This is a genomic window from Halosimplex halophilum (assembly GCF_004698125.1).
GTDB classification, from domain to species: Archaea; Halobacteriota; Halobacteria; order Halobacteriales; family Haloarculaceae; genus Halosimplex; species Halosimplex halophilum.
The window spans coordinates 1,292,269-1,311,395 of record NZ_ML214297.1; the positions used below are offsets into that span (position 1 = coordinate 1,292,269).

Genomic DNA, 19,127 nt, shown 5'->3' on the forward strand with positions numbered 1-19,127 from the left:
ACTGCCGGCGGAGACCACCGCGACTATGCGTAAACGTTCACTCGCGGGCGAGTGGCAGTTTCGCCGCGAGGGCGGCGAGTGGCGGACGGGGACGGTCCCCGGCGGCGTCTACACCGACCTCCTGAACGCCGACGCGATCCCCGACCCGTTCGTCGAGGACAACGAACTCGACGTGCAGTGGGTCGGGAAGTCCGACTGGACCTACCGCCGCACCGTCGAGGTCGACGAGCGCCTGCTCGACCACGACCGGGTACTCCTGCAGTGCGACGGCCTCGACACCGTCGCCACCGTGTCGGTCAACGGCCAGGTCGTCGGCGAGTCCGTCAACATGCACGTCGGCCACGAGTTCGACGTGTCCGACGCCCTCGTTCCCGGCGAGAACGAGGTCACCGTCGCCTTCCGCTCGCCCGTCGAGTACGGCCAGGAGCGGGCCGCCGAGTACCCCTACGAGGTGCCCTGTATCCGCTACCCCGTCGACCAGCCCGGCCGCCCGTTCGTCCGGAAGGCCCAGTGTCACTACGGCTGGGACTGGGGCCCCTGCCTCCCGACGATGGGCATCTACCGCGACATCGCCGTCGTCGCCTACTCCGAGCCCCGCGTGCGCTACACCAAGACCGAACAGGACCACGACGGCGAGGGCGTCGACCTGACCGTCCGGGCGGGGGTCGACGCGCCGACCGCCGGCACCTACGACCTGACCGTCGAGGTGGCCGACACCGTGGTCACCGAGTCGGTCGACCTCGACGCCGGCGAACAGGACGTCGAGCTGACGGTCCCGGTCGACGAGGACGCCGTCGAACTGTGGTGGCCCAGCGGCTACGGCGACCAGCCGCTGTACGATCTGGACGTGTCGGTCGGCGACAGCGAGGGCCGCACCCACCACACGCACTCGGATCGCGTCGGCTTCCGCGAGGTCGACCTGGTCGTCGAACCGGACGACGCGGGAACGTCGTTCTACTTCGAGGTCAACGGCGAACCCGTCTACGCCAAGGGGGCCAACACCATCCCGACCTCGCCGTTCTACGGCGAGGTGACCGAGGAGCGCTACGAGCACCTGGTCCGCAGCGCCGCCGACGCCAACATGAACATGTTGCGGGTGTGGGGTGGCGGCTACTACGAGGAGGAGGCCTTCTACGACCTCTGTGACGAGTACGGCATCCTCGTCTGGCAGGACTTCATGTTCTCCTGCTCGCTCCACCCTGCGAACGACGAGTTCCTCGACACCGTCGAGGAGGAAGTCCGCTACCAGGTCCGCAGGCTCGCGAACCACCCCTCCGTCGCCGTCTGGTGTGCCAACAACGAGAACGAGGAGGCCGCCCAGAACTGGTTCGTCGAACACGACCACCACGAGGACCACCTCGACGACTACGCCGCCCTCTACGAGGAGACGGTCGGCCCGGCCTGCCGCGAGGAGGACCCCTCGCGGACGTACTGGCCGGGGTCGCCGTCCAGCGGCCCGGACGAACTCGAACCGTACGTCTTCGAGAAGGGCGACATCCACTACTGGGACGTGTGGCACCGGGGCCAGCCCTTCGAGGACTACCTGACCACCGAGCCGCGGTTCGTCTCCGAGTTCGGTTACCAGTCGTTCCCCTCCACCGATTCCCTCCGGACGGTCCTCGACGAGGCGGACTTCAACCCCACCTCGCCGATGATGGAACACCACCAGCGCAACCCCGGCGGCAACACCACCATCCTCCGCCGGATGGCCGACTACTTCCGGATCCCCTTCGACTTCTCTGAGTTCGTCTACCTCTCGCAACTCCTGCAGGCCGAGGCGATGTCGACGGCGATCGAACACTGGCGCCGCCGGAAACCGACGACGATGGGCGCGCTGTACTGGCAACTCAACGACCTCTGGCCCGTCGCGTCGTGGTCCTCGGTCGAGTACGACGGCAAGTGGAAGGCACAGCAGTACGCCGCCCGCCGGCAGTTCGCGCCCGTCCTGCTCTCCTTCCACCCCTCCTTCGAGGGGCGCGACGGCGTCGACAACGCCCAGGCCGAGGACCCCGACGACGAGGACTGGGGCGACGTGACCGCCCAGACGCTGTGGGTCACCAGCGACGAGACCGAGCCCCTCTCGGCCCAGGTATCGCTCGAAGTCGTCACCTTCGACGGCGAACTCGTCCACGAGGAGACGGTCGCGGTGGACGTCGACGCCCACGAGAGCACCGAACTGGCGACCGTCGACCGCGAGGACCTGCCCGAGGGCGTCGACCCCTCTGAGGTGATGGTCCGCGCGGCGTTCGAGGGCGACCGCGACGGCGGAACAGTCCCGGAGTCGTATCCCGCGACCGCCTTCTTCGCGGACTACAAGCGCCTGGACCTGCCGGAGACCGACCTCGCCGTCGAGATCGACGGCGCGGACGTGACGGTCGCGGCCGAGGGAGCGGCGCTGTTCGTCGAACTCGACCCCGGAACGATGCCGGGCGCGTTCTCGGACAACTACGTCCACCTCGCGCCCGGCGAGGAGCGGACGCTCGCCTTCGACGCCTACGACGGGCGCCGCGACGCGCTCGTCGAGGCCGACCTCGAAGACGACCTCTCGGTGCGTCACCTCCGGGAGACGTACTGACCGGATTCCGGGGCGGGGGCGAGACGAACTGGACATCGAGCCGTTCCGACACGCTAAGGTGGCCCCCGGCTGAATCGGCGTCCATGGTCGACGAACACGAGGACGCGGCGCACGGACACGAGGACCGCCCGGACTACGATCCCGCGGACAAGGACCTGCCGGCGCGGGAGCCGCCGCTGCGCTCGACGGCACCGCAGAGCGACTACACCGGCCGCGACGTGGGCGTCGGCGTCGCCGTCACCCTCGTCGGGCTCGTCGTCACCTTCGTTCTCCCCATCGCGCTGGTCTGACGCGGGCCATCAGCGGCCCGACCGCGTGTCCGTACCGGAGCCGGCCAGCGGCCGTGCGTACTCCACGGTGATCCGGCGACTCGCGAGGACGGCGTTGCCGACCGCCTCGCTCGCGACGTCGTGGGTCGCGCCGCCCTTGACGTCGAGGCGCTCGGAGAGCGCGTACACCTGGAACCGGTAGGTGAACGGCTCGCCCCTGGGCGGACAGGGCGGCGTGTACCCGACCGCCCCGCCCTCCGGCCGGCCCTGTCGCGCGCCGCCGAGCGACTCGACGACCGGGTCGCCCGGGAGCGCGGCGGGGATCCGGTCGCGGTCGGGCGGGACGTTCCACAGCGTCCAGAAGGTCCTGTCGGTGATCGGCCCCTGGTTGAACGACGCCGTCACCGCGAACCCCGCGGTCGGCTCCGGGGCGCTCTCGACGGCGAACGGCGGGGAGACGCCCTCGCCGTCGCAGGCGTGGCGGGCCGGCAGCTCCCCGTCGGTGGCTATCGCCCGGCTCGAAACGCGGAACGGACGGGGCGTCTCGCCCCCGGAGGCGGAACAGCCCGCGAGGCCGAGGGCCGTCCCGCCGGCGAGCGTCGCGAGGAGGTCCCGGCGGCGCATAGCGGACCTGCGGGCGGCGCGTTAATCGGGGCTTCGATCCACGCCGTACGCGTGGCGGCACCGCCACGCGGCGCGCGTGGCGGCGACACAGTCGCTCCCCCGGCGCCGCTCCGGTCTTGCCGGGTCCCACCGGGGGTTCTCTCAGCGCGTGAAGTCGATGGGAACGGTTTTTGTCGCCGTTCACTTCTCCGGAGACGTGAGCGTGACGAAGTATCAGGGACTGGTCGAGCGCCTCCAGGAACGCGCGGGCGAGAGTCTGCTGACGGTCACGCGGTTCACCGAGGCGGAGTCGGAGTTCCTCTACGGCGAGGAGTGGTTCGAGCGGTTCGTCGCCGCGGTCGACACGCGCTCCCCGGAGAAGATGCACGAGGACGCCGTGTACAGGCTCCAGCAGGCCGAAGTGAGCGGCGACCTCTACGGGAGCCGCGTCCGGTCGGAACTGCGGGTCACCGAGGACGGGATCGCGATCGCGCTCTACCCCGGCGACGGCGTCGGCTTCCACGTCCTGCTCGACGACGAGGCGTCCGTCGACGTGCCCGGCATCGTCGACGAGGCGCTCGCCGAGATCGGCGACACTCCGTAGGCGATCCCCGACGCGCGTTCCCCGAGGGGGGTCGCGATCCCCTCCCGGCGGCCGACCCCCAGGTTTATGACGCTCGGTTGACCACTCCCGGGTATGTGCGCTTCCCTCCAGCGACGCCCGGCCGCCGACGGCCCGACGACCGCCGGGTACGCCGCGCTGGTCGCCCTGCTGGCCGGGCTCGTCCTCGTCAGGGTCGGTGTCGGCTACGCCGCCGGGACGCTCCCGTCGGAGACGGGCCTGCTCGGGATCCCGGCGGTGGTGACCCTCGCGTACAGCGCCGTCGCGCTCGCCGGGCTCGGCGCCGTCTACGCGGCGTTCTCGGCGCTGGCCGAGGAGCGGCTCGACAGGGCCGAACTGGCACAGGCGGGACTGGCAGTGACGCCGCTGGTGGTCGTCGCGGTCTACGTCGCGTTCGACCGCCTGGATGTCGGCGTCTCGGCCACACCGGTCGTCAGGTCGGCCGGGTATCTGGCCGCCGTCGGCCTCCTCGCGGTCGGCTACGCCCGCGCGACCGACCTCGAGGTCCCGGCGGGGCCGCCGACCCGCGACGGCTGGGCCGCGACCGGCCTGGCCGTCGCCGCCGTCGCCGCGAGCGCGGGGCTCGCGGCGGTCGGCGCGTCGCTCCTCGGGTGGCCCGGCGGGCCGTTCGCGTCGTTCCGGTATCCGTCGACGCTGTCGGTCCCGTCGTTCGTGCTCGCGACGGCCGTTCCGACGGCGATCACGGCCGCCGGGACGGCGCTGCTGTTCAACGGGGCCGTCCAGTCGGGGCTCCGTCGCCACCGGTCGCCGGCCGCCGCCGCCGGCGCCGTCACGCTGCTCGCGTTCGCCGCCGACTGGGTGATCGCCGCCGTGCCGCGCGCGCTCGCCCCCCTCGCTCGCCAGGTTCCGTCAGCCGTCCGGTGGCTCGTCGTCCTCGCCGCGCTGGTCCTCGCCGTCGTCGCGGTGCTGGCCGCCGCGGTCGGCTACGGCCGCGTCTGGGACGAGCGCGCCGGCGCCTCGGTGGGCGACTATCCGACGCTCGTCGCCGTGACCGCGGCCGGCGCCGCCGGGGTCGGCCTCGCGCTCGCCGTCGCCACCGCTCTGGGGGGTAGTCCGGGCCCTGCGGTGGTCAGCTACGCCGTCGCCGTCGGCGCCGGCGCTGTCGCCTTCGAACGCACGCGAACCGTCTGGGCCCCCGCCGTCGTCTACGCGACCCACGGGATCGCGATAGCACTCGCCACCCGATACGTGGTTTCCGGCGGTGCGGGCGGCGACGCGGTGACCGTCGGCCTGTCTCTCCTCTGAGCCGACTCGACGCCGAGGTCGACCTCGACCTCAGTCCAGTTCCCGCTCGATCACGTCGCGCAGCTCGGCGATCTCGGCCGCGTCGTAGGACAGGTCGTCGTCGGCCAGCGCCACGTCGAGCGTCCCGGAGCCGTCGGCCGTCCCGAGGTCGTAGACGGGCGCGACGCCGTCGAACGCCTCGCGGACCGCGCTCGCGTCGGTCGTCTCGACGACGACGCGACCGGCCTGCTCGCCGAACAGCAGCGCCGCGGGCGAGCCCTTCGACGGGGCGTCGAGGTCGACGCTCGCGCCGGCGTCGCCGGTGACCATCTCGGCGAGCGCGACCGCGAGGCCGCCGTGGCTCACGTCGTGAGTGGCCAGCGTCGCGTCGTCGTTGGCCACGTCGACCAGCGTGTCGACGAACGCGTCGGGGTTGGCCAGCGACTCGGGGAACCGGTCGGTGCCGCCGAACTGCGCGAGGTACTCCGAGCCGCCGAGGCGCGCTTCCGCGTCGCCCTCCAGCGAGCGAGCGCCGACCAGCAGGAGGTCGCCCTCGCCCTGCAGTGCCGCCGGCGGCGCGTCGTAGCCGTCCTTGACGCCGACCAGGGCGAGCGTCGGCGTCGGCGGGATCGGACCGGCCACCGAGTCGTTGTACAGCGAGACGTTCCCGCCGAGGACGGGCACGTCGAGCGTCGAGCACATCTCGGCGAGGCCGTCGACGATTCCCTTGAATCCCCCGTACACGTCGGGTTTCTCGGGGTTGCCGCCGTTGAGGCAGTCGACCGCGGCGTGGGGGGTCGCGCCCTTCGCCGCGACGTTGGTGGCGTTCTCCAGCGCGACGGCGCGGGCGCCCTCGTACGGTGCGGCCGCCGTCCAGTTGGGGTCGGCGCCCGAGGAGAAGGCCAGGCCCGTCTCGGCTTCCCGGACAGCCAGCACGGCCGCGTCGTCGCCCGGTTGCGTGGCGGTCCGGACCTGCACCTCGTGGTCGTACTGCCGGTAGACCCACTCCTTGGAGGCCGTGTTCGGGCTGCCGACGACGGCCTCGAACGCTTCGTCGAGAGCGACGCCCTCCGGGAGGTCCCGCGGCTGTTCCTCGGGTTCCTCGGCGGGCAGGTCGTTGTACGGCGCGCCGTCGCCGAGGAACTCGGCGGGCGCGTCGACGACGACCTCGCCCTCGAACGTGCAGACGTAGTTGCCGTCGGTGACCTCACCGATGACCGACGCGCCGAGGTCGTAGCGGTCTGCGATCGCCTTCACGCGGTCGACGTTCTCGGGGCGGACCTCGTAGCACATCCGCTCCTGGCTCTCGGCGAGCAGGTACTCCATGGCGTTCATGTTGGGCTCGCGCTCGTGGACGTTCGTCAGCTCGATGCTCGCCCCGAGGCCGCCCTTGGCGACCATCTCGGAGGACGCGCCGCCCAGCCCCGCGGCGCCCAGATCGCGGGCCGATTCGATCAGGCCCTCGTCGATCAGCGCCTCGTTGGCCTCGATCAGGAGTTTCTCGGTGTAGGGGTCGCCGACCTGGACCGCCGGGCGGTCCTCGGTCTCGGCGTCCTCCGCCAGGTCCTCGCTGGCGAACGACGCGCCGCCGAGGCCGTCCCGGCCCGTCGAGTTGCCGACGAGGACGAGCTTGTTCCCGGGCTCCTGTGCCTCCGCGGTGACAAGCCGTTCGGGGTCGTCGATGAGTCCGACGCACGCGACGTTCACGAGCGGGTTGCCCTCGTAGCCGTCGTGGAAGGCGGTCGATCCCGTCACTGTCGGGACGCCGATGCAGTTGCCGTAGTGGGAGATGCCCTCGACGACGCCCTCGAAGAGGTAGCGGGAGTGTTCGCGGTCGAAGTCGCCGAAGTACAGCGAGTCCGCGAGCGCGATGGGGTAGGCGCCCATCGAGAGGGTGTCGCGGACGATGCCGCCGACGCCGGTGGCCGCGCCGTCGAACGGGTCGACGTAGGAGGGGTGGTTGTGGCTCTCGATGCCCATCGTGATGTAGGTCTCGCCCTCGTCCGACGGGATGGAGACGACCCCCGCGTCGTCGCCGGGGCCGACGACCACCTGGTCGCCCTCGCTGTCGAAGGCGCTCAGCAGCGGCCACGACGAGCGGTAGGCGCAGTGCTCGCTCCAGAGGTTCTCGAACAGCGCGGCCTCGGCCCGGGTGGGCTCCCGCCCCAGCTCCTCGACCACGAGCTCGTGGTCGGCGTCGGACAGACTCATTACCGGACGGTCGCTCCCGGCCGGCTAAATCGCTTTCCATGCGCGCCCGGACGCCGGCGTCCCGCCGGGGCTGGAGCACTCGGTCGGGCCGACCGCCGCCGTTTCCGCCCGGAGCGGCCGCCGCCGTCTCACCCGGGCCCGACTACTCCCCGGACGCCCGGACGGACAGCACCGGGACCGAGGCCGAGCGCATCAGGTTCTCGGTGACGCTGCCGAGGATCCGTTTGTCGAGACCGGTCCGGCCGTGGGTGCCGACGACGACCAGACCGATCCCGTGGTCGTCGACGTACTCGACGAGCCGGTCGACCACGTCCCCCTCTTCGAGGGCGGTCTCGACGGCGACGCCCCGCTCGTCGGCGCGCTCCCTGGCGGGCGCGAGCGCCTCCGTCTCGCGCTGCTCGCGGGCCTCGGCGAGCCGCGAGGACCCGAGATCGATGCCCAGCACGTTCGATTCGAGGACCGACACGACGTGGAGGGCCCCGCCGGTGGCCGCGGCGATGCCGACCCCCTCGTCGACGGCCGCCGCCGAGCCCTCGCTGCCGTCCGTGCCGACGAGGATCGACTCGGGCGGGTACGCGGGGTCGCTCTCCGGCGGGACGACCAGCACCGGCGCCGCGCTGTTGCGGACCACCCGCTCGGTGACGCTCCCGAGGATGATCCGCTCGATGTCGCGGCTCCCGCGGGTGCCCATCACCACGAGGTCGATCCCGCGGTCGTCGACGTAGTCGCAGATCGTCCGCGAGGGGCCGCCCTGGACCACCTCGTCGACCGTCTCGACGCCCGCGCGGCGGGCCTTCCCTGCCGCTTCCTCGACGATGTCGCGGCCCTCGCCCTCCAGCACGTCCCGCACCTGCCCCTGGACGTTCGCCAGGCTGGGCTGGTTCGTGTCGGCGACGTACAGCACGTGCAGCGTCGCGTCGTGGGCGTCGGCGGCGGCGATGGCCGCGTCGAGGGCCGTCTCCGCCGCGTCGCTCCCGTCCGTCGGGAAGAGGATGTCGTCGTACATGTCTCCACCTCCACGGGCCAGCCTCAAAAGCGCTGTCTGCGACGGGCCGAGTGCCCCGCGGCTCGGAGGTCCGACGGACGGTCGACCGGGCACGGACCGAACGTGTTCGCTATCGACCGGGGGCCGCGAACCGGTTCGGTCGTATTTATATCACAGCGACCCCCGATGCTGGGGGCCGTTTTCAGACCCTGGGAATCCCCTTGCCGGGCTTTATGGGATGGCTCCCAACTCCGAAGTGAGCATGACCGACAACATCGGTGCGCCCGGAACGGACATGTCGCGTCGCGAGTTCGCCAAGGCCGCCGCCGGCACGACCGGCTTCATGGCCCTGTCGGGCTGTCAGGCCGCCCCGTCGGGCAGCGAGGGCGTGACCGTCTCCGAGGTCGAATCGCAGGGCGGTTCGACCCCCGCACAGACCGCCAACCCGGCCGACCTGCCCAAGACCTCCCCGCCGGAGGTCGTCAACGTCGACGAGCAGGGCAACCAGGTGACGCTGCGGAGCGTCCCCTCCTACCACGAGGTCCACCCGCTGGAGAACATGGGCGGCCCCGTCGACCTGCCGGCCACCTGGGCGTTCCAGGCCGACGACCGCGAGCCCTCGGTTCCGGGCCCGATCCTCCGGACGACCGAGGGCGAGGACATGGAGGTGACGCTCGACAACACGGACGGCAAGCGCCCCCACACCGTCCACTTCCACGGCGTCAGCAAGAACTGGGAGGACGACGGCGTCCCGACGACGACGGGTATCACCGTCCCGCCGGGCGAGAGCCACACCTACGAGATCCCCGCCAACGTCCCGGGCACGCACCTCTATCACTGTCACTACCAGACCCACCGCCACATCGACATGGGGATGTACGGCTTCTTCCGCGTCGACCCCGAGGGCTACGAGGAGGCCGACGTGGAGACGTTCATGACCCTCAAGGAGTGGGACAACCGGCTCAACAAGCAGATGGCCGGGATGGACGTCGACTACAGCCCGCGCGACCGCAACCCCAACGTCTTCACCATCAACGGCAAGTCCGCCCCGCGGACGCTCCACCCCGAGGACGGCTCGCCGGTCATCGTCGAGCAGGGCGACACCGTCCGCATCCACTTCGCCAACAACGGGTACATGATGCACCCGATGCACACGCACAACCACCGCTTCGAGGTCGTCGAGAAGGACGGCTCGCCCATCCCCGAGGCGGCCCGCTACAAGGAGGACGTGCTCAACATCGCGCCCGCCGAGCGCAAGACCGTCGAGTTCGAGGCCGACGCCGACCCCGGCATCTACCTCATGCACTGCCACAAGGTGTTCCACGCCATGAACGGCAACTCCTACCCCGGCGGCATGGTCGGCGGCATCGTCTACAAGGAGGCGATGGACACCGACATCTTCTCCCAGCTCATGGAGTACGCCGGCTACGAGGGCTGATCGCCCCGCGCCGACGGCATCTCCCGCTTGAACGCCGACGCCCGCCGCTCCCCGAACCCACGACACCCCTGTCAAACATCGCACCCGGCGTCGGCGCTCCCCCTTTTCCGCTACTCCACCACGTACGACTGCAGGTCGCCGCGCGTCCGAACGTCGACGAACCGGTAGCGGCGGCCGTCGGCGAGGTCGCCGGCGAAGTCCGCGTCGGCCGCGCCCTCGACCTCGTAGACCTCGTCGGCCTCCCGCAGGTCGTGGCCGTGCAGCGTCTCGCGCACCGTCTCGGGGAGCCGCCCCTCCGGCGGGACCTCGACGACGAACAGCCGGTCGGTGAAGCTCTTGGCCGTCCAGGCGTCGACGACCCCCTCGCGGTCGGCCAGCCGGTCCGCGAGCGCCGACAGGTCGGCGGCTCTGTCGCTCATACCCCCGATTCGGACCGCGGCCGGAAACGACCGGTCCCGAACTGGTTCGCCGAACCCGGGCGGCCGGGCTGGGCCGGATCGAGCCGACCGGATCGATTCCTCACCCCCGTTCCATCGCCTCGCCGTACCACGTCGGCCGGTCGACGGTCGTCGCGCCGACCCGTTCGAACCGGACGCTCCGCCTGACGCGGACGCGCTCGCCGTCGACGGTCGCGTCGTAGACGACGTGGTACGACGCCACGAACCCCGACTCGGCGACGAACGCGTGCAGCGTCGCGTTCTCCACGTCGTCGACCGCGGAGTCGCCGACGAACCCCTCGGAGCGGACGGTCGTCCCGACGAGGTGGACCCGCCCGCTCTCGGGCGACCGGTCGGCGACTCGCGTCTCGAACCCTTCGAGCGTCGAGCGCAGGTCCGTCTCCGGCCCGAGGTCGAGCGCGACCGTCCCGAGCCAGAAGCTCCAGGTGCCGACGTAGGCGTCGGTGTCGTCGTAGCGGCTGTACTCCGTCCGGTTGTCGATGGTCTGGCGGCGGAGGTACACCTCGTCGTTCGCCCAGTACTCGGCCCGGGTCGGCGGCTCGCCGATGACGAGCGGCGCGCCCGGCCCCTCGACCGACACCCTCGCGTGGTAGTCCCGCGCCGGCGCCGCCGAGAGGGCCAGCCGGACGGTCAGCGCCGACCTGAGCGACCCGTTCGCCGCCCGGACCGTCCGGTTCGTGACGAGCGTGTAGCTCCGGTTCCCGAGCGCGGCCCCGTGGGCGGTCGCCAGCGCCGCGGGGTCGGTCACGCCGCCCGGCTCGACGCCCGGGGGAAGCGGCGAGTCGGTCGGGACCGGCGCCGGCGTCACCGTCGGCCGGTCGGTTCCGGGAGCCAGGGCGCTACAGCCCGCGAGGACGACGAGCACCGCGACGAGCGCCCGGCGCATACGCAAGGTTCGGCCCGCGAGAGCAAAAGATGCGCGGCGGGTGTGCGCTGTCAGGAGACCACGAGATGGCGGGCGGTGCGGTCGGCGCGCGCTGGAGCGCGCGTTCATGCGCGCGACGGTAGCCGCGCGAGGTCTTCGTGAACTGTGTGAACGAAGGCTCGTCGGAGCTTGCTCCGACGGTGGATTCACGACTCGTATGTCCCGAATCGGCTGGGGAGGCTCGTGGCTGTCTGCGGTGCTGTGCGGTCGTGGTGCTGTTGCGGTGCGGTTTGCTGTCCTGGCGGACTGACCGGGCGAGACGCGCTCGTGTCCAGTTCAGTCGCCTGAGCGGGCACTATCCGCGCGGGCGGTGCCGAGAGCGCGGATATCCCGCTTGGTTCGAGAGAGCGAAGCGTTCTCGTCACTGAGCGAATCGGAGATTCGCGAGGTCCGCAGGAGCTCCGCTCCTGCGAGATCCCGGAAATCTTCGATTTTCGGAGACAGCGACCGCGACCGCGTCGAGGGCTTTCAAGTCTGCTGACAGGTACGGTCGCGGTCGTCGAGAACTGTCAAATACAGCCAATAACTGAAACGGTTCGGGCGTGACACTACTCCCGGTAACTCGAAGGTCGACCGACCGCTAGCGGCCTTCACCGTCGGGCACGTCAGTCCCCTCGCGGTCAGAATCGTCAGTTCGCTCCCCGTAGGCGTGCTCGATGGAGCGGAACACCGAGAGGGCGACCTTCTCGCGGCTGGCGGGGTCGCGCTCGCCGTAGCGGACCTCCTCGAACAGCCGCGTCAGCTCGGCCACGTCGTCTTCGCCCATGCCGGCGGCGACGGCGGCGTCGGCGAACTCGCCGGGCGTCGCGGTGTCGGGGTCGGACACGTCGAGCATGCTGGTCATCTCCCACCACGCGCGGTAGACCTCGTTGTCCACGTCGGCGTTGTGCTCCTCCAGGCGGTCGGCGGCGCGGCCGGCCGCGGCCGCCAGGTCCCGCGGCGTGAGCGGGTCGGCGTCGTCCGCCTCGGCGTCGCGGTCGTCGATCTCGGAGATGGTGTCGCCGCCCGACGCGCGGTACAGCGCCGCCGCGGTCCCGACGAGGACGACGCCGAAGACGCCCAGCACCGCCTCCGCGGGGAGGTTCGTGACGAGCGGGTCGCCGCCGTCACCGGGGAGGACGGTGCTGGTGACGTTCCTCGACCCGATACCCGGACCCCCGTAGTTCGGGCAGTCCGTCGAGAGGAAGTACGACAGCAGCGCCGGCGGCGCGAGCGCGTACAGCCCGAGGAACGAGGCGCCGAACGAGTAGCGGCGCTTGATCATCCCGACGGCCGCCGCGAGCGCGCCGAAGTAGACCAGCCCGCCCCACCACGTCGTCAGCGGCTGGACGCACCGGGTCAGTTCGAGCGGTTCCCCGGGCTCCCTGGGCGGTCCGACCGGCGTCCCCTCGTCCGGCGGCCCCTCGTTCGGGTCCGACGGCGTTCCCAGAGGGGGATCCGACACACCGCCGGAGTCCCGCTCGACCGAACTGTCGGCCGCCGGCGTCCCGGCGTCGAGGGCCGACGCCACCGTCGCCGCGCCGACGGCGACCGCCGCCATCGCCACCAGACCGACCACGACCACCCGCAACGTCGTCCTGTCGAAGTAGTCGTCCATGAGTGTGCCATTGGCTACCTATTGTAAATGTTTTTCGTACACATAGACTACCTAACACGACAGTCAGGACAGAGTTACGCTGCCGATTCGACCCGCTCGACCCTCAGCGTCTCGGCCCAGTAGTCGCCCACCGCGTAGCTCATCCGGTAGGTCTCCCCGTCGTATCGCACGAACGAGGTGTCCTGGAGTTCCTCCGGCAGCGAGTACCACTTGCCCATCGGCACGTGGTGCGACCCGTTCTCGACCGCCCACCGGACCTCGTCGCGGACCGATTCGGAGAGGTTTCCGTAGGCGGTCACCGTCGCGTTCTCCCCGACTTCGAGGCGGTCGGCGTAGATGCTGTAAGAGGCGTATAGCTCGCCGTCCGCGGCCACGTCGACGCGGTACAGCCGGTCGTCCGTCCGGACGAACGCGTGGTCGCGGAACGGCCTCGCCGCCTCGACGGTGTGGTTGCCCTCGACGTACGGCGAGTCGGGGACGAACGAGATCTCGCCGTCGAGGGCGTCGTCGAACGCCGCCTGCGACGCCGGCGGCAACGCGGCGTAGTCGACCGTGTTCCCGTCCGTCGGTTCGCTCGGCGTCGGCGACGCGCTCGGCGGTGCCGGCGTCGGCGTCTCCGTCGACGGGGTCGACTCGGGCGTTCCACCCGGCGGCGAGTCGGCCGGCGTCTCGGTCGGCGTCTCGGCGGGCGTGTCGGTCGGCTCCGTCGAGTCGGTCGGCGTCGCGCCGTCGCCGGGACCGGGCACGCCGAGACAGCCGCCGACGGCCACCAGGGCGACCAGCGCGGCGAGCAGTCGAGTCCGTTCCATACCCGGAGGGCCGTCCCACGAAAGAAAGGGCCTTGTCGTCGATCAAAGGCGCCTTTGACCGGTCGGCCAGTCGGAGTCGGGCGCGCTCTCACTCGGGCGCCATCCCCTTCGCGGCGAGTTCGTCGAGCGCCGCGTCGGTCTTGTCCAGGTCGAGGTCCATCCCGTCGAGAACGTGGCCGGCCTTCGTGAACTGCACCTCGTCGTACTGGACGACCTGAATCCGGTTGCCCCACGGGTCGCGGAAGTCCAGCCCGCCCCGGTCGAGCCGTTCGACCCCCTCGGCTTCGAGCCGCCGCTCGACGAGCTCCGCGTCGTCGACCACGAGCCCGAAGTGGCGGTGCCGATCGGCCGTCTCACCCGCGTCGGCGTCCTCCGAGAGCGCGAGGAACTGGTCGCCCATGTCGAGGAACACCGCCGAGTCGGTCTCCCCGCGGACCGGGAAGTCGAAGATCGACCCGTAGAACTCCCGGGCCTCCCCGGCGTCGCCGACCGACAGCGCGACGTGGTTGATCCCTACCATGCGGGCGCGGTCGCCGTCGTCACTCATACCAGGTCCTTGGAGCGCCCGACAAATCAACGGACGGGGCCTCGCGAGCGCGTTCGATTCGACGTGCAAACCCACTTTTTTCGACGGAGAGCTCCTCGCGGCCCTACGGGCCGCTGCGGGGATCCTCCGTCGAAAAAACTTGGGGAAAAAAGCCGGACGGCTCGCTCCCTGCAGTCGCTCGCGTCCGGTGAACCACCTCGCTCACTTCGTTCGCTCGGCGGATGCTGACATGGTAAGTCCATCCTCTGCACTGAACGGTGTAGAACGGAACAGGCGGAGTGTCGCCGATCAGTCGTCGGACCGCTCGGTGGCCGCCCCGTCGCCGTCCGACGCCTCGCCACCGTCGGACGAGTCCGACGAGTCCCCGCTCGCGTCACTCGCGCGACCGCCGTCGGTCGCGAGCGCGGTCTCCTGCTGGCGTTCGAACCAGGCCCACTCGCGGCCGTGCTGGTCGGTCTCCTTCAGGTCCCAGGGGTCGCCGTCGGTGACCTTCGGGCCCTCCAGCCACGACTGGACGAGGTTCCAGACGAAGATGATCTGGCCGAACGCGAGCAACAGCGCCCCGAGCGTCGCCGAGCGGTGCAGGGCGGTGAACAGCAGTTCCGGCCCGGCCTCGACGGCGTAGGTGGCGTACCGGCGGGGCATCCCGGCGTAGCCGAGGATGATCATCGGGAAGAAGGTGAGGTTGGTCCCGACCATCGTCAGCCAGAAGTGCCACTTCGCCAGCGTCTGCTGGTACATCCGCCCGGTGTAGATGGGGAACCAGTAGTAGATGCCCGCGAAGACGGCGAAGGCGATGCCGCCCATGATGACGTAGTGGAAGTGCGCGACGACGTGGTAGGTGTCGTGCAGCAGCAGGTCGACCGGGATCGACGCCTCGAAGACCCCGGTCACGCCCCCGATGATGAAGTTCGCGATGAAGCCGACGCAGAACAGGAAGGGAGCGGTGAGCCGCAGTCGGCCGTTCCACATCGTCGCGATCCAGTTGAACGTCTTGACGGCCGACGGTATCGCGATGGAGATGGTGACGGCCATGAACCCGGCGCGCAGCCGCGGGTCGATGCCGGTCGCGAACATGTGGTGGGCCCAGACGCCGAACGAGAGCACCCCGAGCGCCAGCGTCGAGTAGACGACGAACTTGAAGCCGAACAGCTTGCGGCCGGTGAACTTCGGCAGGATGTAGCTGATCAGTCCCATCGGCGGGAGGACGAGGATGTACACCTCGGGGTGGCCGAAGAACCAGAACAGGTGCTGCCACAGCAGCGGGCCGCCGCCCTCGCCCAGCGCGTAGAACGTCGTCCCGAGGTTGCGGTCGAGCAGGAGCATGACGATGGCGCTCCCCAGCAGCGGGAACGCGAAGATGATCTGCCCGGACTGGGTGAGGACGGTCCACGAGAAGATGTCGAGGTTCGCCCAGTTGACGTCCTCGCCGCGCTCGGTGACGATGGTGGCGACGAAGTTGATCGCGCCCATCGTCGCCGAGACCCCCGTCAGGTGCAGCCCGAGCAGCATCAGGTCGACCGCCGGGTTGGCCTGCTCGACCGACAGCGGCGTGTACATCGTCCAGGCCGTCTGGGCGGGCGCGAGGCTCGGCAGGAAGAACCCGGCCCAGATGAGCACGGCGCCGGGCGGGAGCAACCAGAAGGCGATGGCGTTGATCCGCGGGAACGCCATGTCGTCGGCGCCGATCAGGAGGGGCACGAAGTAGTTCGAGAACGCCGCGAGGATGGGCGTCCCGAACAGGAATAGCATCGTGATGCCGTGGCTGGTCAGCAGCCCGTTGTAGAGGGTGCTGTCGACGAAGTTCGTGGTCGGCGTGACCAGTTCCAGCCGCATCAGCATGACGGCGACGCCGCCCCAGGCGAACGCGAGGACGGCGAAGGCGCCGTACATCAGCCCGATGTCCTTGTGGTCGACGGTCGTCAGCCAGCGCACGATCCCGCTCGGCTTGTGCGCCTGCTCCTCGCCGGTGCCGTACCCGCCGGCGCCGGTCCCGCCGCCGACGACCGGCGTGTACGACCGCCAGTCCTCCAGTCGTACGACCCAGACGAACACGCCCAGCAGAAACGCTGCCGTCAGCCCCGACAGCGTCAGTGTCGCGATATCGGCCATGTGCGGGGGTCTTCATCCCCCTCCCCCCTGGGTCTTCTCGGGAACGTGTTCGGACCGTTTATTTCCGCCCGTCTCGCTGACACGTGCCCGGTCCGCCGGTCGTCCGCTCTGGCGGCGGGGAGTCACGTCCGCGCCCGCTGGACGAACACGCCGAGGACGAGGTAGGCGTACACGAGCACGCCGACGAGCGCGAACGCCCGACCCGCCGTCGAGAGGAGCGCGACCGGACCCACCGCAGCGAGGACTTCGAGGACGAGCCCGATAGCGATTAGTCCCATCGCGGCCCGCGCGAGCGCGTCGCCCGCGCCGGGGAACCGCCCGACCGTCGGCGGGTAGAACTGGAACGTTACGCCGACGATGGACAGCCCGAGGAAGCCGAGCAGGTTCAGCCGGTAGTGGGCGGCGACCAGCGCCGGGGCGACGGGGCCGAACGCGAAGGAGAGGCCGAGCGCGACGGCGAGGACGCCGAACCCGGCGCCCAGCAGCGGGCCGAGAAAGCCCGCCCGGTCGCGGTCGCTGGCGCGGTAGAGGCGGACGTACGCCGCGGCGAACCCGGCCACGGCGACGGCTTCGAGGACGGCCCCCGCGCGGAAGACGGGGCCGGCGGGCAACCCCGCGGCCAGCAGCGCGGGGCCGATGGCCCCCGGCACCAGGACGGCCCACGGCACCCACGACGGGAGGTCGGCGACGAGAAAGCGGGGCAGCAGGCGGAACCCGACGGCGAACAAAAGCAGCGCGGCGCCGCCGGCGGCCAGCAGGTGCGTCGCCCGCGGCGGGTAGCCGTCGAGGACCGCGGGCGCGACGGCGACCCGGGCGGCCAGCGTCTCCCACGACCCGACGGCGAGGTAGGCGAGGACGACCGGGACGAACAGGTTCGCGGCGCGGTCGACGGGCCGCCGGTCGGCGTTGTGGTCGCCCGTCCCGGTCTCGGCGCCCGTCGGGTTGTCGCGGACGGTCCAGGCGAGCGTCGCGAGGAAGACCGCGACGCCGCCCGCCCACGCCGCCGCGCCGAGCGAACCCACCGCGGCGGGTACTCCCCCCAGCGGCGCCAGGGCGAGCCCGGCGGTCCCGACGACCGCCAGCGGCAGGTGGACCGCGGGCGCCCGCGGCCACGCCAGCGACCGGTCGAAGTAGGAGGGCACCAGCGAGTAGGCCTTCCCGAAGACGACGCCCAGGACGAACCCGTAGAGGCCGAGCACGACCGTCGTCCGCCGGGGCAGCCCCGCGAGCGTGGCCGTCTGCCAGGCGACCAGCCAGCAGACCCCCGACGCGACCAGCGCCCGCGACCACCGCGAGAGCGTCGCCGACATACTCCCGGACTCGTCCGCTCGCCCCCTCAATCTGGTGGCGAACGCGCTCTGTCGAAATGCCGTCGGCGGCGGCGAACATATTCGGGCAAAGGGGGAGGCGTGCGGGCGGCCAACCGTCGGACGTATGCCAGCGACCACGCTCGACATCCGCGACGTGCCGCCGCCGGAGCGCCACCCGATGATCCACGAGGCCTTCGAGGACCTGGCGAGCGGCGAGACGCTGCGGATCGTCAACGACCACGAACCCAAGCCGCTGTTCTACGAGTTCCAGGCCGAGGTCGACGAGTTCGACGCCGAGAACTACTCGGTCGAGCGCCGCGATACCGACGAGTTCGTCGCCGACCTCCCGAAGGAATGAGCGAGGTCGTCCACCTCCCGGACCTGGCGGGCGACGGCCGGGGCGTCCTCTTCGAGGGCGCGCCGAAGACCGTCCGGCTCGCGCTGGACGCCGGCGACCGCGTCCCGCCCCATCAGCACCCCGACAAAGAGATCGTCTGCTACGTCGTCGACGGCGAGATCGAGATGACCCTCGGCGACGAGACGGTCGAGCTGGCCGCCGGCGACGCCGCCCGGTTCTCCGGCGACCAGGACATCTCGCCGCGGGCGCGCGAGGACAGCGTCGCGTTGCTCGTCCTCGCCGAGGGCTGAGCGGCGCTCGGCGATTCGTCTTTCTCACGCGTCGAGAGAACAGTTACAGCGACGGCGCCCTACTCGCCGAACAGCGACAGCGCCGTCGCGACGGTCTCGGGGTCGTGGTCGTCGCGCTCGGCCGCCGCCCGGAGGCCCCGCTCGGGGGCGGCAAGCAGCCGGGCGACCAGCCGGTCGGCGAGCCGTTCGACCGCCTCGCGGTCTCGTTCCGAGAGCTCGCTCCGGGCGTCGAGTTTCGTCAGCGCCGTCTCGACCTCCCGGTCGCGGACCTCGCCGGCGCGCTCGCGGATCCGCGCGCGGGCCGCGTCGGGATCGGGCGTCTCGGCGTCCGGTTCGGTCGTCCCGGTGTCAGGATCGTCGGGGCGCTCGGCGGTGCCGGCGGCGTCGGAGTCGGCGCTCTCGACCCCTCCAGTCGACGACGCGCCGGTCATGCCCGCCAGATCGCCGTGACGGTGACGCCGTCGCGCTCGACGGTCGCGTACTCGTAGCCGCGGTCGTCGAGCTTGGGGTAGAGGTGCTGGGGCGCGCGGTCGTTGAACTGGACCAGCACCGTCTCGTCGTCCAGCTCGACCAGCCGTTCGAGCGTGTTCGCCAGCGGCTTCGGCGGCCCCAGGTCGCGCACGTCCAGCGTCTCCCTGGGGGCCTCGGACGGAGCGTCGGTCTCGGCGACGACCGCCTCGGGGTTCAGTCCGGTGGACATACGCGGGCCTACGGCGCCGACGCTTCCAGGGGTTGCGCCGAACCTGTTCGGGCGTCCGAAAACTGTGGGAGAA

19 protein-coding genes are annotated in these 19,127 nt (G+C 71.1%); 7 read left to right on the forward strand and 12 right to left on the reverse strand.

The window, feature by feature from the left end:
* Window positions 1–25 precede the first annotated feature (25 nt).
* Window positions 26–2,575, forward strand: a complete 2,550-nt coding sequence (locus E3328_RS06540) for a beta-mannosidase (protein WP_135363787.1) — start codon at window positions 26–28, stop codon at window positions 2,573–2,575.
* An 83-nt stretch (window positions 2,576–2,658) separates the two neighbouring features.
* Window positions 2,659–2,865: a DUF7550 family protein gene (locus tag E3328_RS06545; RefSeq protein ID WP_135363788.1), complete on the forward strand. Its 207-nt coding sequence runs from the start codon at window positions 2,659–2,661 to the stop codon at window positions 2,863–2,865.
* 9 nt (window positions 2,866–2,874) lie between these two features.
* On the opposite strand, the gene E3328_RS06550 is transcribed toward E3328_RS06545, so the two are convergent.
* On the reverse strand, window positions 2,875–3,468 hold the full coding sequence (locus E3328_RS06550; RefSeq protein ID WP_135363789.1) for a YbhB/YbcL family Raf kinase inhibitor-like protein: 594 nt from the start codon (window positions 3,466–3,468) through the stop codon (window positions 2,875–2,877).
* 196 nt (window positions 3,469–3,664) lie between these two features.
* On the opposite strand from E3328_RS06550, the gene E3328_RS06555 reads away from it, so the two are divergent.
* Window positions 3,665–4,051, forward strand: coding sequence for a DUF7522 family protein (locus E3328_RS06555; protein WP_135363790.1), 387 nt, complete (start codon window positions 3,665–3,667; stop codon window positions 4,049–4,051).
* 93 nt (window positions 4,052–4,144) lie between these two features.
* Window positions 4,145–5,335, forward strand: a complete 1,191-nt coding sequence (locus E3328_RS06560) for a hypothetical protein (protein ID WP_135363791.1) — start codon at window positions 4,145–4,147, stop codon at window positions 5,333–5,335.
* A gap of 30 nt (window positions 5,336–5,365) precedes the next feature.
* Here E3328_RS06560 and purL read toward each other — a convergent pair whose 3' ends face one another.
* Both purL and E3328_RS06570 read right to left on the reverse strand, forming a co-directional pair.
* Window positions 5,366–7,525, reverse strand: a complete 2,160-nt coding sequence (gene purL, locus E3328_RS06565; RefSeq protein WP_135363792.1) for a phosphoribosylformylglycinamidine synthase subunit PurL — start codon at window positions 7,523–7,525, stop codon at window positions 5,366–5,368.
* Window positions 7,526–7,667: 142 nt separating this feature from the next.
* Entirely contained in the window at window positions 7,668–8,531 is an 864-nt protein-coding gene (locus E3328_RS06570; protein ID WP_135363793.1) for a universal stress protein, read from the reverse strand.
* 241 nt (window positions 8,532–8,772) lie between these two features.
* On the opposite strand from E3328_RS06570, the gene E3328_RS06575 reads away from it, so the two are divergent.
* On the forward strand, window positions 8,773–9,948 hold the full coding sequence (locus E3328_RS06575; RefSeq protein ID WP_135363794.1) for a multicopper oxidase domain-containing protein: 1,176 nt from the start codon (window positions 8,773–8,775) through the stop codon (window positions 9,946–9,948).
* Between the two features lie 110 nt (window positions 9,949–10,058).
* Here E3328_RS06575 and E3328_RS06580 read toward each other — a convergent pair whose 3' ends face one another.
* The 7 genes from E3328_RS06580 to E3328_RS06610 all read right to left on the reverse strand — a co-directional run bounded on the left by E3328_RS06580 (window position 10,059) and on the right by E3328_RS06610 (window position 17,706).
* The gene (locus E3328_RS06580; protein WP_135363795.1) at window positions 10,059–10,367 is read right to left on the reverse strand and encodes a hypothetical protein; all 309 of its coding nucleotides are present in this window, start codon (window positions 10,365–10,367) and stop codon (window positions 10,059–10,061) included.
* A 100-nt stretch (window positions 10,368–10,467) separates the two neighbouring features.
* On the reverse strand, window positions 10,468–11,292 hold the full coding sequence (locus E3328_RS06585) for a DUF7537 family lipoprotein (RefSeq protein ID WP_135363796.1): 825 nt from the start codon (window positions 11,290–11,292) through the stop codon (window positions 10,468–10,470).
* Between the two features lie 619 nt (window positions 11,293–11,911).
* Window positions 11,912–12,928 carry a DUF4129 domain-containing protein gene (locus E3328_RS06590; RefSeq protein WP_135363797.1) on the reverse strand — a complete coding sequence of 339 codons (1,017 nt, stop codon included), beginning with the start codon at window positions 12,926–12,928 and terminating at the stop codon, window positions 11,912–11,914.
* A gap of 74 nt (window positions 12,929–13,002) precedes the next feature.
* Window positions 13,003–13,737: a DUF7979 domain-containing protein gene (locus E3328_RS06595; protein WP_135363798.1), complete on the reverse strand. Its 735-nt coding sequence runs from the start codon at window positions 13,735–13,737 to the stop codon at window positions 13,003–13,005.
* 88 nt (window positions 13,738–13,825) lie between these two features.
* Complete coding sequence (locus E3328_RS06600; protein WP_135363799.1) at window positions 13,826–14,284, reverse strand: VOC family protein; 459 nt, start codon at window positions 14,282–14,284, stop codon at window positions 13,826–13,828.
* Between the two features lie 288 nt (window positions 14,285–14,572).
* Entirely contained in the window at window positions 14,573–16,396 is a 1,824-nt protein-coding gene (locus E3328_RS06605; RefSeq protein WP_135363800.1) for a cbb3-type cytochrome c oxidase subunit I, read from the reverse strand.
* Window positions 16,397–16,518: 122 nt separating this feature from the next.
* A complete protein-coding gene (locus E3328_RS06610; RefSeq protein WP_135363801.1) occupies window positions 16,519–17,706 on the reverse strand; it encodes a hypothetical protein in 1,188 nt (395 codons plus the stop codon).
* 124 nt (window positions 17,707–17,830) lie between these two features.
* On the opposite strand from E3328_RS06610, the gene E3328_RS06615 reads away from it, so the two are divergent.
* On the forward strand, window positions 17,831–18,064 hold the full coding sequence (locus tag E3328_RS06615; protein ID WP_135363802.1) for a DUF2249 domain-containing protein: 234 nt from the start codon (window positions 17,831–17,833) through the stop codon (window positions 18,062–18,064).
* Complete coding sequence (locus E3328_RS06620) at window positions 18,061–18,354, forward strand: cupin domain-containing protein (RefSeq protein ID WP_135363803.1); 294 nt, start codon at window positions 18,061–18,063, stop codon at window positions 18,352–18,354. Before E3328_RS06615 ends, E3328_RS06620 begins: the two co-directional genes overlap by 4 nt.
* 59 nt (window positions 18,355–18,413) lie before the next feature.
* On the opposite strand, the gene E3328_RS06625 is transcribed toward E3328_RS06620, so the two are convergent.
* Complete coding sequence (locus E3328_RS06625) at window positions 18,414–18,785, reverse strand: glutamyl-tRNA reductase (RefSeq protein WP_135363804.1); 372 nt, start codon at window positions 18,783–18,785, stop codon at window positions 18,414–18,416.
* Window positions 18,782–19,054, reverse strand: a complete 273-nt coding sequence (locus E3328_RS06630) for a DUF2249 domain-containing protein (protein ID WP_135363805.1) — start codon at window positions 19,052–19,054, stop codon at window positions 18,782–18,784. The genes E3328_RS06625 and E3328_RS06630 overlap by 4 nt, the downstream gene beginning before the upstream one ends.
* Window positions 19,055–19,127 lie beyond the last annotated feature (73 nt).